This is a genomic window from Anoxybacillus tepidamans PS2 (assembly GCF_000620165.1).
Lineage (GTDB): Bacteria > Bacillota > Bacilli > Bacillales > Anoxybacillaceae > Anoxybacteroides > Anoxybacteroides tepidamans_A.
In genome coordinates this window covers 97,898-110,336 of record NZ_JHVN01000004.1, presented here as the reverse complement: position 1 = coordinate 110,336, position 12,439 = coordinate 97,898, and the positions used below count along the sequence as shown (strand labels likewise).

Annotated in this window: 9 protein-coding genes; 3 read left to right on the top strand and 6 right to left on the bottom strand. The window is 42.4% G+C overall.

The window, feature by feature from the left end; translation table 11 throughout:
• The first annotated feature begins 295 nt into the window (after window positions 1-295).
• From N667_RS0106220 to N667_RS20135, 3 genes are all read left to right on the top strand, one after another.
• Entirely contained in the window at window positions 296-631 is a 336-nt protein-coding gene (locus tag N667_RS0106220) for a L,D-transpeptidase (protein ID WP_027408773.1), read from the top strand.
• A 1,922-nt stretch (window positions 632-2,553) separates the two neighbouring features.
• A complete protein-coding gene (locus N667_RS19335) occupies window positions 2,554-2,634 on the top strand; it encodes a YjcZ family sporulation protein (protein ID WP_035098222.1) in 81 nt (26 codons plus the stop codon).
• Window positions 2,635-3,025: 391 nt separating this feature from the next.
• Window positions 3,026-3,577 (top strand): DUF1259 domain-containing protein, encoded by a 552-nt coding sequence (locus tag N667_RS20135; protein WP_027408771.1) that lies wholly within the window; start codon window positions 3,026-3,028, stop codon window positions 3,575-3,577.
• Between the two features lie 542 nt (window positions 3,578-4,119).
• Here N667_RS20135 and mutL read toward each other — a convergent pair.
• The 6 genes from mutL to N667_RS0106160 form a co-directional block, all read right to left on the bottom strand.
• A complete protein-coding gene (mutL, locus tag N667_RS0106185; protein ID WP_027408770.1) occupies window positions 4,120-5,988 on the bottom strand; it encodes a DNA mismatch repair endonuclease MutL in 1,869 nt (622 codons plus the stop codon).
• A gap of 15 nt (window positions 5,989-6,003) precedes the next feature.
• The gene (mutS, locus tag N667_RS0106180) at window positions 6,004-8,571 is read right to left on the bottom strand and encodes a DNA mismatch repair protein MutS (protein WP_027408769.1); all 2,568 of its coding nucleotides are present in this window, start codon (window positions 8,569-8,571) and stop codon (window positions 6,004-6,006) included.
• Between the two features lie 82 nt (window positions 8,572-8,653).
• Complete coding sequence (locus N667_RS0106175) at window positions 8,654-9,193, bottom strand: outer spore coat protein CotE (protein WP_027408768.1); 540 nt, start codon at window positions 9,191-9,193, stop codon at window positions 8,654-8,656.
• Between the two features lie 191 nt (window positions 9,194-9,384).
• Window positions 9,385-9,813: a RicAFT regulatory complex protein RicA family protein gene (locus N667_RS0106170; RefSeq protein WP_027408767.1), complete on the bottom strand. Its 429-nt coding sequence runs from the start codon at window positions 9,811-9,813 to the stop codon at window positions 9,385-9,387.
• Window position 9,814: 1 nt separating this feature from the next.
• Entirely contained in the window at window positions 9,815-11,386 is a 1,572-nt protein-coding gene (miaB, locus tag N667_RS0106165) for a tRNA (N6-isopentenyl adenosine(37)-C2)-methylthiotransferase MiaB (RefSeq protein WP_027408766.1), read from the bottom strand.
• A gap of 184 nt (window positions 11,387-11,570) precedes the next feature.
• The gene (locus N667_RS0106160; RefSeq protein ID WP_027408765.1) at window positions 11,571-12,437 is read right to left on the bottom strand and encodes a 2-oxoacid:ferredoxin oxidoreductase subunit beta; all 867 of its coding nucleotides are present in this window, start codon (window positions 12,435-12,437) and stop codon (window positions 11,571-11,573) included.
• Window positions 12,438-12,439 lie beyond the last annotated feature (2 nt).

Genomic DNA, 12,439 nt, shown 5'->3' with positions numbered 1-12,439 from the left:
GCCTTGGATGATGGGGCCAATTACATGATTTACATATATCCATATATAGTGACGAAATCGATCTATTTTACCTCTAATACTACATGCCAATCGTCAAAGCGAACATTTTGTATAAATTACGGACTTAATTCCCACGCCTTCTTCGTAAGGATCCCGTATCCATACTTTTTTGCCGACTCTTTAATGAACCTCCCCCACCTACACTCCGTTTAGAGGTGGGAGACTTCTCGGTGAATGTGTTAAAAAATCGCTGATTTACTTCATACAATAATTAAAAAGAATGGAGTTGTTTTTTATGGCGGTATGGATTGACATATCTACATCAAAACATCAATTAAAGCTTTTCGATGGAAACAGGCTGATAAAAACGTATCCAATTGCGATTGGAAAAATAGTGTCACCAACCCCTTCTGGGACATACACAATCATCAATAAACAACGTAATCCTGGGGGACCATTTGGCGTGCTTTGGATGGGATTATCAAAACCCCATTACGGCATCCACGGAACGAATAACCCTTCCTCAATCGGTAAAAATGTTTCACACGGCTGTATCCGAATGTTGAATCGCGATGTTTTAGACTTATCATCTCGAGTTCCAGTTGGTACTAAAGTTGTTATTCATAGATAACTATATTCATCTTGTAACCCTCCTACATATAATTTTGCTGCAACTCAAGCAATCAATCGCTCGCTTTGTTCCCCGCTATGCTTCGGCCAGCGCCGCTGACTATTACGCCTATACTGTCTAGACATCCAGCCACTTTGACCGCTTCAAATTCTCCGAAAGTTCAGCAACTAATGTTCATAGGAGCGCATTATAAAAATTTGTAAAAATCCAGCAAGGTGACCAATTTATCAAAACAAAGCGCAATCCTCTTGTTGTATCAAGGGATTGCGCTTATGTGTTTACAGTACTCGTTTGATTAACGATTTTTTAGTTTGTGATTATTTTAAGTTATTTGTCTGAATAGGACATGATGTAAATTCTTTTCTTTTTTATGATTTTTATAACATTTGAATGGACCTCTCCTATCTACACTTCGTTAAGAGACGGGAGACTTCTCGGCGGGTTATGTTAAAACGATCCCCCCACAAATCGGTCTTATTCTCTTTTGGGGGCTTATCCCCGTAAACATGTAAACAAGTATGTGTGCATATCATTTACATAACGCGAAAAAAGGAGGGTATCAGGCAATGTTACCAATTGAATTTTTTACATGGACACTATCGCTTATCCTAGGGATTGGCTTTATTATCTCTTTAATAGTGGTGTCAAAAAAACCGAGACACATTACTAAAATGGAACATAAAAGGCCTGAGCCGGCGAATAAAATGAACGTGATTGTTAAGAAGTATCATTGAGTCGTTATTTCTAAAACCAGGGGAAGCTCTGGTTTTTTTATTGTCTTCCCGTTAATGTCGCCACCTGCTTATAAGAAGCATTTCAAATATTGTTTTTATTACTCCTATAACTTCACCTATCCTTTTTGCAAGTGCATACACGCCTTTTGTGACATTATTTTATGTACCTCGTGATATCTGTCCATATCAAAAAGCCCTACCTATACATTTAATATTTATAGATATTTATTAGGAGGTGATTTTCGATGTTCTGTCCTAAACCAGTTATATGTCCGCCTTGCTTTGTAATGCATGACTGTTTCATTCCTCGTGAAGTTCCTTACATCCATCCAGTTGTACACGTCAATCGTTACAATATCGTCAATGTTCCTAGACATATTTATGCACCTGTTACCCAAAACATGGTCGTTGATCCAGGATACCCTGATAAGTGTTGCTAATCAACAAAAATGCCCTATTTATCAAGTAGGGCATTTTTGTGTAATAATCCCCCTACTATGTTACACCTTGCTTTTCTGAAAGCTTTGCGTCCATTATCAACTGCAGCATAACCGATCGTTCCCTTATCATCGACGGTCAGCCTATACTTCCATAAAAATTACAAGCTACTTTTTTGCAATCAATACCACTAAAATCTGAACCATTACTGGCTGTTTCTATTGCAGCGTAGACATTTTTTAATTAACAAACACCCATATAAGCTTACCCTCGTTGAATCTCACAGAATATAAATACATAAGATCAGGAGGCTCCATAAATGCAACAACTGGCTCTTTTATGTCCTTTCTCCTTCCGTCGCAGTATCGTCGAAATATGCACTAATACAGTGTTTATTTATGAACCTCCCCCACCTACACTTCATTTAGAGGTGGGAGACTTCTCGATAGATGATGTTAAATAATATTCCTGATTCAAAGGAACCATTTTTTTATAGGACAAGGTCATGCACTAAAGTTAACTCTCCACAGAATGTCCTTGTTCTCTTTTGTTTCTACAATATTCCACTTCTCCTCTTCCAATCTCCGAACGAGCTTCTTCAAATCCTCAATAAGCATGTCATCATGAGTAGTATTAAGGTAAAAAAATTAGTCTCATTTATCAAATTAACGCAAAATCCATTATTTATCTAAAGCATTACAAAATTTTTTGAATAGCTTGTATTATCCCCAAACGAAAGGAGGAACTAAAATGTATGGTCTTGGTTTTGCCTTAATCGTCGTGTTGTTCATCTTATTAATTATTGTTGGTGCAGTTTTTAGAGGTTACTAACATCTAAAATAAGAAACGCCTATCTAATCAGCTGCCTCCTTCACGAGGATATCCTGCTCGGTTGGGATATCCTTTTTTTTGTCATGAAATGCCCTATTTCTTTCTACCTTCTCATTATCGTCAAATAGCATTAATTAATTTTCTTTCGACTGTTTATAATTGCTACTGCTTGAATCATTTGTTGCTGATAATAGGACTCTGAAGCTTCAGCAATTTTGTTTACTACATATCCAAAACAAAAAATTCTTTCCATTACTTTTTTAATTACCACACTATCTTTAAATTAATCAGAAATTTTGTAAAAAATGTCTCTCTCCTATTTAGTTAGCCCATTCTCGCCCAACAGCTGCGAATATACTATTCAGTGAGATTAGACAAGGAGCTGATTTAATTGAGCAGAAGAGAATTTGATCATGTAGGAAATCAAAATTTCTTTAGAGGTTCAGAAAACAACGGTACACATTTTAAAACAGATCATGATTTCGAACTAAGCTTAGACTCTCAAAGGAACAGACCAAATAGCAGAAATACAAATATTAGTTCTAGTAATGCAGACAGAGTAAATGCATCAACTTGCCAACAGCTTGCAGATATTATCGGGGGCATGGTTGTCTCATCAACTCCTGTCTGTGTTATAATGCGTCTTCGAGATATTAGAGCGACTATTTTAGGACGTCGCACTCGTTCTCCATTAGCACTCCCATTTATGCTTTCCTTTGAAGATAATGGACTTAATCTTGGAGAATCTGTTGTGCTCCAGAAAGAAATTAACCCGTTGATTTCTGCATTGCAAAGAAGAGGAATTATCGTGACAGCAGTTCATAACCATTGGTTGTTTGATGAGCCACGCTTAATGTATATGCACTGGGAGAATGTTGGTATGGATCCGGCTGAATTCGCTAGGAACAGTTTTGAGGCAGCAAGAGAAGCGGGTCTTTTTTAAATATCAATACTCTTTTTTTAAAACCTCTTGCATCCCTTAAACCCTCTTGCCAAATCATTACACCAACTTCTCATGCATTTTGGTCAGCTATGAATTTTCTCCAGCTCTAGCCAATGAGGTAGATCAAAAACTACCAAATAGCAGGTACAGAAAAATCTGCAATAACATCGTCGCTTATATTCAAAGCACGTCCGTCGCATGGGCTTACACTTCATGTACAGCACACCCCCATTTTCCTTATCAGATCAGAGCATCTTACTACTACTCGCTTCCATGATTTACGCTATACTCACGCCACCATTATGCTTCACAATTGGGGGATCATCCAAAAATCGTTTCGGAGCGCCTGGGCCACTCATCCATCGCAATGACGATGAATACTTATTCCCATGTGACCCCTGACATGCAACAGCAATCATCTATGCGCTTCGAACAAGCACTCCAAACATCCGACAACATCTAATAATATGGTCAAAATGTGGTCAAATCTCAAAAAACAAAGCGCAACCCCTTGATATAACAAGGATGTTGCGCTTATGTGTTTACATGACTCGTTTAAACATTTTCTCAAGTTCATACGTTGAAAAATGAATAATAATCGGCCGGCCGTGCGGGCACGTGAACGGATCAGCTGCTTTGCGAAGCGACTCGAGCAAAGCGAACATTTCATCATGGCGCAAATGTTGATTCGCTTTAATCGATTGTTTGCAGCTCATGATGATCGCGGCTTGTTCGCGCAGCTGCTTTAAATCAACTTTCTTCATATCTAAAACTTGTTGAATCATTTCTTCGATGATTTCCACTTCCTTCCCTTTTGGAAACCATGAAGGATGTTCACGCACAATAAATGTATTATGACCGAACGATTCCAAAAAGACACCGCATTCTGCCAGTTCAGAACGGTGGGCTTCAATGAGTACATACTCGTTGCTTGCGTATTGAAACGTAAGCGGAACAAGCAATTGCTGAACTTCACTCGCGACTTCGCCGACCTTCTCACGAAAATATTCGTACTTGATCCGCTCTTGCGCCGCGTGCTGGTCAATGATGTACAGTCCGTTCTCGTTTTGCGCCAAAATGTAGGTGCCGTGCATCTGCCCGATCGGATAAAGCGGCGGAATTCTTTCGTGCACATTCTCTTGTTCTACATGCGGCTTCGGCGGCTCTATTTCTTTCTCGACTCGCTCTTCTTTCTGCCTGTTTTCTTCAACAACTGCAAATTCCACTGGCGCCTCATAAAGCTCGATATCGTCGTTTGTTTGTTCGTCTTTCTTCACAGCAGGAAGCGGCACATTTTGCTCGTTGTTTCCCTTCTGTTCAAATAACGAAAGCGGAGCTGGCTCTTTGATGCTATGTGTAAACGAAAAAGCGCGCTGTTCCGTTTTTGGCGATGCTGGATGTGAAGCAGTGATTTCTGGAATCAGCGTTTTCGCCTGGAACGCTTGGCGAATCGCATTTTCCACTAACTCATTTAATTCCGCTTCTTTACTAAAGCGCACTTCTAATTTGGCTGGATGAACGTTGACATCCACTAAAATCGGATCCATCTCGATCGAAAGCAAAACGATTGGGTAGCGGCCGATCGGCAAAAGGGTATGATACCCCGACTCAATCGCTTTGGCAAGCGGTATATTCCGTACGTATCGGCCGTTGACGATCGTCGACATATAATTTCGCGACGCACGCGTGACCTCTGGGAGCGAAATATAGCCGTTCACAATAAAATCAATCGATTCCGCGTGAATCGGGATCATTTTTTTGGCGACATCCATTCCGTAAATAGAGGCAAGCACATGACGGACATCCCCGTTTCCGCTCGTATAAAGCAGCTGTTTGCCATGATGACGCAAGCGAAACGAAACGTGCGGATGGGCAAGCGCTAAGCGATTAACAACATCGGTAATATGGCCAAGCTCGGTATGAACGGTTTTCATATATTTCAAACGCGCTGGTGTGTTAAAAAAAAGATTCGATACGGTGATTTCCGTTCCCTTCCGGCTATTTGTGCGTTCATGCTTAACAAGCTCGCCGCCTTTCAAACAGATAAGGGTTCCTGCGCCGTTTCCTGTGCTCGTTTTCACTTCAACTTCCGACACGGAAGCAATGCTCGGCAACGCCTCGCCGCGAAAACCAAGCGTCCGAATGCGGAACAAATCATGCTCGTCTTTAATTTTGCTTGTCGCGTGCCGCTCAAATGCAATCAGACAATCGTCCTCTTCCATTCCTTCGCCGTTGTCAACGATGCGGATGCTTGCAAGCCCGGCTTCTTCGAGTTCAATTTCGATCACCGTACTGTTGGCGTCAAGCGCGTTTTCCACCAGCTCCTTGACAACCGAAGCCGGGCGTTCAACGACTTCCCCGGCGGCAATTTTATTAGAAAGATAGTCATCGAGCTTGCGGATTTTACCCATGATTTCATCCCCTCGTTACTTTAGCATTTTTTGAATCTCGTATAGCTGATTTAACGCTTGAAGCGGAGTCATATCAAGCAAATTCAACGATTGCAGCAAACGAATGGCTTCTTTTTCCTTCTTGGAAAGCGGATGTTCTTTTTCTTTCGGACGTTCCTCTTTTTCGGCAAACAAACTTAGCTGTTCAAATGAAGCTGATTTTGTTTCGCTTGGTTGTTCCAACTGGGCTAAAATCGCTTTTGCTCGCTCGATTAATGATGGCGGCAGCTCTGCCAGCTCGGCAACATGAATGCCGTAGCTGCGATCAGCAGGACCATCTTCAATTTTATGAAGAAACACGACTTTTCCATTTTCTTCAATGGCGCTCACATGAACATTTTTTAATCGCGGCAACGCTTGCTCGAGCACCGTTAGCTCGTGATAGTGCGTACTAAATAACGTTTTGGCACCGATATGGTCATGAATGTATTCTATCATTGCTTGTGCCAGCGCCATTCCGTCATACGTCGATGTCCCGCGTCCAATTTCATCGAATAAAATTAAGCTGTTTTGCGTCGCATGAACGATCGCATTGCGGGCTTCTAGCATTTCCACCATAAACGTACTTTGGCCTGATACTAAATCATCCGCAGCTCCGATTCGTGTAAATACTTGATCAAAAATCGGCAGCACTGCCTCATCCGCGGGAACAAAGCAGCCGATTTGCGCCATGATGGCTGTAAGCGCAATTTGCCGCATATACGTACTTTTTCCCGACATGTTAGGACCTGTAATTAACAACAGTTCCCGTTCTGCATTCATCAAGCAATCGTTCGGGACGTACGTTTGCGTCCCGAGCACTTTTTCCACCACCGGGTGCCGTCCTGCACGAACGAAAAGCTCTCGGTCGCTAGAAAAGCGCGGTCTTACATAACGCCGCTCTTCGCTGACCGTCGCAAACGATTGCAGCACGTCCAATTCGCTAATTGTTTTCGCTAACGCTTGCAAGCGCGGAATGAATTGTTTTACTTGCTCGCGAATTTGCACAAACAATTCATATTCTAGTTCCATACTTTTTTCTTCCGCCTCTAAAATGAGCGCTTCTTTTTCTTTGAGTTCCCTTGTAACGAAACGTTCGGCGTTTGCTAGCGTCTGTTTTCTCTCATAGCGCCCTTCCGGCAATAGATGAAGGTTTGCTTTCGTCACCTCAATATAATAGCCAAATACGCGGTTATAACCAATTTTTAGCGACTTAATTCCCGTCAACTCTCTTTCCTGGCTCTCAAGTTGGGCAATCCACGTTTTGCCGTTGCGGCTCGCGTCGCGGAAGCGGTCAAGCGTCTCATTGTAGCCGTCCTTAATAATGTTTCCTTCCTTCACCGACAGCGGCGGATGATCTTGAATGGATCGTTCGAGAAGATCGACGAGTTCGGTGCACGGGTCAAGCTTGTCGGCTAAATACCCGGCCTCTTCGTGAACCAAGCGTCCTACTACTTCTTTTAAAGAAGGAATTTGCAACAGCGATTTTTTCAATTGGATAAAATCCCGCGCATTGACATTACCATAGGCGACGCGTCCTGCTAATCGCTCTAAATCGTACACCTCGCGAAGAAGCGCACGTAATTCTTGGCGCTCAAAATACTGATTCAGGAGCGTTTCCACCATATGAAAACGCCATTCGATCACCCGTTTGTCGAGGAGCGGACGGTCAAGCCATTGCTTTAACAAACGTCCTCCCATAGCGGTTACCGTTTCATCTAATAACCATAATAGCGAACCTTTCCGTCCTTTTGTGCGAATCGTTTCCGTCAGTTCAAGATTTCGTTTTGAATAAACATCGATTTTCATATATTGATTAACATGGTATACTTGCGCAGGCTGCAAATGATCAAGGCTGCGCTTTTGCGTTCGTACAAGATAATTGAGAAGCCGGGCAAATGCAGTTTTCAGCTTGTCCTGACCGAGCGTCTGCACAACGCTTAAAAACCCCTCCGGCAGCGCTGTGCTTTCTTCGTATGACAACGTCATATCATAGCGCTCTTTCAACGATTGACAGCATGTTTGTGAAAAATCAGGCGAAATGACCAGCTCCTTTGCGCCGATCGCATACAATTCATTGATCACATCTTCCCACGAAGAAAGCAGCGCTACTCGGCTCTCCCCTGTCGATAAATCCGCATAGGCGAATCCGTATGTACCGTCATCAAACGCGGTAACCGTCGCTAAGTAGTTGTTCTCTTTCTCAAGCAGCTGCTTTCCTTCCATCAACGTTCCTGGTGTAATGAGTTGAACGACTTCGCGGCGTACCACTCCTTTTGCCGTTTTCGGGTCCTCGACCTGTTCACAAATAGCAACTTTATATCCCTTCTCAATCAGCTGCTCAATATACCCTTGGGCTGAATGATACGGAACGCCGCACATGGGAATACGTTCCTCAGCTCCCCCGTCGCGGCTTGTCAGCGTAATTTCCAATTCTTGCGATGCTTTTACCGCATCGTCGAAAAACATTTCGTAAAAGTCCCCTAAGCGAAAAAATAAAAAGGCATCTGGATAATGTGCCTTAATGTCTAAATATTGCTGGATCATCGGTGTATATGTGGCCATGCTTCTCCTCCAACCGTTACAATTTCACGCTTCTTATTATAGCAAGCGAAAAAAGAAAAAACTAGGAAAGATATTTCCTAGTTCATTCTTCATCCCCAAGAAGGGCTTCTGGAGTTAAATCTTCTAATTCATCATCCACATCGTAGTCGAAATCGTCCTCGCCGTGACCGTCCGGATGAACGGCTACCCAAACTTTTGTTTCGCCAATGACTTCTGCTACAAATTCTCTTTCGACTTGCACAACAATTTTATTGCCATTGCCTGAAATGGTGCACTCTAGGCAGTTTGGCTGCTGAATGACACGGGCGATAATGTCGCTGTCATCACTAATTACTTCGCCATCATCACGATACTTTAATTTGACAACATCCGTATACGAAACCGTCTCAGTGACTACTTCTGTTTTTGTGTTGTTATGGTATGAATACCATACGTTAATGTCATAATGTCCATGAATTTCGATCGTTCGGTCGCATTTTTTGGCATCATAGCGATGGTTGATAATCCAGCAACCTAAAATGCTCGATGGGCGATTTGGCGCTGTAAGAGTGTGTGTCGATTGCGAAAATTTGCGCCCTTTTCCCACAACCGCTTTCGTAATAATCTCTCTGTATTCAGACATACGAGCAAACCCTCCTCAAATGAATCTTCATTCTATCCTATGCATGTTTGCGCCCAATGTGCACATAAATTAATCAATAAATCCGTATAGTTCATTGTATGCGGGGTTGCTCGAATATGTGCCTATTTTTTCAAATTGAGACAGCTTTGCACATGAAAAAACCGTCCCTTCTTTTAAGAAGGGACGGCTTTTTAGTGGCAGCCACAACCGTCATTTTTCATTTGTGAACCTGTTTCTCCGCGCAGCAAATCCCCTCCAGTTGAGAGGATAATTTCGTCGGTCACCGTTTTTGAAATGGTAGAAGCGACGAGTTGAAGAAGATCGTTTACTTCCATTTGCGACTGCTGGAATTCGTCCACAATCGGAATTTGTGAAAGCTGCTCATAAATGGCATCGATTTGTGCTTCTACTTTTTTTAGCGCTTCATGCTTTCCGTAATGTTGTAAGTTCACAGCCTGCTTTTGCAGAGACTTGATTTGCTGAATCATTGTACGAACTTTTTCGTTTTGGTTAATTTTTTCCTCCGCTCGTTTGAAAAAATCGACTTCTTCAGTTTCAGCAATCATTTTCGCCAATTGTTTTGCCTGTGCTAAAATATCATCTCTTGTATATTTCGCCATTTTATTTCACCTCAACCGCTTCTTCTACCATTTCTCCATCCAATGTCCACGTTTTCGCTTTCGTGATACGCACTTTGACAAGCTTGCCGATCGCTGATTTTGGGCCTTTGAAGTTGACAAGCTTGTTTTTACGTGTATAGCCGGCTAAAACATCTGGGTTGTTTTTGCTTTCGCCTTCAACCAATACTTCGACAATTTTGCCTTCATATTCTTTTAATTTCTTTGCTGAAATCTCATTTACAAGCGCATTTAAACGCTGCAAGCGCTCTTTTTTCACTTCCATCGGCACGTTATCTTCCATTTTCGCTGCCGGCGTGCCTTCGCGTGGTGAATAAATAAACGTATATGCAGAGTCGAACTCGACTTCACGGTATAATGATAACGTTTCTTCAAACTGCTCTTCCGTTTCGTTCGGGAAGCCGACGATGATATCGGTTGTGAGTGATACATCTGGAATCGCCGCTTTAATTTTGCGAACGAGCTCTAAATATTGCTCGCGTGTATATTTGCGAGCCATCATTTTTAAGATTTCGCTGCTACCTGATTGAACCGGCAAGTGAATATGCTCGACAAGATTGCCGCCTTTTGCAAGCACTTCGATTAAATGATCATCAAAATCGCGCGGATGGCTTGTCGTAAAGCGGATGCGCGCAATGTCGATTTTGCGTAGTTCATCCATTAAGTCGCCAAGTCCATATTTCATATCGGTGAAATCTTTGCCGTACGCGTTCACGTTTTGCCCTAGCAACGTGATCTCTTTATACCCTTGTGCTGCAAGGTGACGTACTTCCTGAATAATGTCCTCTGGACGGCGGCTTCGTTCTTTTCCGCGCGTATAAGGAACAATACAGTATGTGCAGAATTTATCGCAGCCATACATAATATTAACCCATGCTTTAATATCCCCTTTGCGCACTTTCGGAAGATTTTCGATCACGTCGCCTTCTTTCGACCATACTTCTACCACCATCTCTTTTGACATATACGCCTCATGCAAAATATGCGGCAAGCGGTGGATGTTATGCGTACCAAAAATCATGTCAACGTATTGATATTGTTTTAAAATTTTATTGACGACCGATTCCTCTTGGGACATACAGCCGCACACCCCAAGAAGCAAATCTGGGTTGTTTTGTTTAAGCGGCTTCAAGTGGCCGATTTCCCCGAACACTTTATTTTCCGCGTTTTCGCGAATCGCACATGTGTTCAATAAAATAACGTTCGCATCTTCCGGACGGTCTGTCGGCTCATAGCCAAGTGCCATGAAAATGCCGGCCATGACTTCCGTATCATGCTCATTCATCTGGCAGCCGTACGTGCGAATGTAAAACTTGCGTCCGTTCCCCATGCCGCGGAATTCTTCCGGAATGGCGAAGTCTTTATGGTACTTCACTTCTTCCTTCCCGCGTTTTTTTGCATCCTTTAAGCTTGGCGGAACAAAAACAGTAGAAAAGTATTTCTCATAATCTTTGCTTGTTTTTTGCTTCAATACATCCAAAGCGGATTTTTTGTCCGTTGGATGATCCGTTGTTTGAATGTGTCCTGTTTGTTCAAGTCGTTGTTTTTCGTTCATAGCAATCTCCTTTCTATTATATAAAGCACCATATACACATTACCATAGTATATAATTTGTGACAACGATGAACAATATCGTTCATAAAATTAACGATTTTTCGGCGCAAAACTGCGTCCGAACTAACCATAATAACAAAAAACTCCTAAACAGGCAATGCCCATTTAGGAGTCAATTATTCCCATTACATAAATTCTGCAATCAACTCGTCGAATTTTTCTTTGCTTAATTGAAGGTCGGCATCGACAAGCGGTGTTTCGCTATAACCATGAATAAGATCTTGATATGATTTTTGTTCTTTGTTTTGATAAATAAGGCCCGTAACCAATCCTTTATGCTTCATTAATGTTTGCATTGCCATCATTCGGTCAGATGGGTCGTAGCCCTCCATCTTGCTCAAGCTTACTAAATGTTCCTTAAACCAGTCATATGTGTTCACTTTATTGTAAGTGACGCAAGGGCTAAATACGTTAATTAATGAAAAACCTTTATGCTTAATGCCTTCTTCAATTAAATGCGTCAACTCTTTTAAATCACTTGAGAAGCTTTGTGCCACGAACGTTGCGCCGGCACTAAGCGCCATTTCCATAATAGAAAGGGCTGGCTCAACCGACCCTTGTGGGGTGCTCTTTGTTTTAAATCCAACATCGCTTCGCGGCGATGTTTGACCTTTTGTCAATCCGTAAATTTGGTTGTCCATGACGATATACGTAATGTCAATGTTTCGACGAATCGCATGAATGGTATGTCCCATACCGATCGCAAATCCGTCTCCGTCTCCTCCTGCCGCAATCACCGTCAAGTCGCGGTTTGCCATTTTCAAACCTTGCGCAATTGGCAATGCACGCCCATGGATGCCGTGAAAGCCATAAGAGTGAATGTAACCTGAAATACGTCCGGAGCAACCGATACCGGAAACGACCGCAAGCTGATGCGGCTCTAAGCCAACATTTGCTGCCGCGCGTTGAATCGCCGCCTGAACAGAGAAGTCGCCGCAACCTGGACACCAGTTCGGTTTCACATCATTACGAAAATCTTTAAATGTCGCCATGA

Bases quoted from the DNA above. Each gene is read 5' to 3' on its own strand.
- N667_RS0106220 (WP_027408773.1), top strand. From the start codon at position 296: ATGGCGGTATGGATTGACATATCTACATCAAAACATCAATTAAAGCTT.
- N667_RS19335 (WP_035098222.1), top strand. From the start codon at position 2,554: ATGTATGGTCTTGGTTTTGCCTTAATCGTCGTGTTGTTCATCTTATTA.
- mutL (WP_027408770.1), bottom strand. From the start codon at position 5,988: ATGGGTAAAATCCGCAAGCTCGATGACTATCTTTCTAATAAAATTGCC.
- mutS (WP_027408769.1), bottom strand. From the start codon at position 8,571: ATGGCCACATATACACCGATGATCCAGCAATATTTAGACATTAAGGCA.
- N667_RS0106175 (WP_027408768.1), bottom strand. From the start codon at position 9,193: ATGTCTGAATACAGAGAGATTATTACGAAAGCGGTTGTGGGAAAAGGG.
- N667_RS0106170 (WP_027408767.1), bottom strand. From the start codon at position 9,813: ATGGCGAAATATACAAGAGATGATATTTTAGCACAGGCAAAACAATTG.
- miaB (WP_027408766.1), bottom strand. From the start codon at position 11,386: ATGAACGAAAAACAACGACTTGAACAAACAGGACACATTCAAACAACG.
- N667_RS0106160 (WP_027408765.1), bottom strand. From the start codon at position 12,437: ATGGCGACATTTAAAGATTTTCGTAATGATGTGAAACCGAACTGGTGT.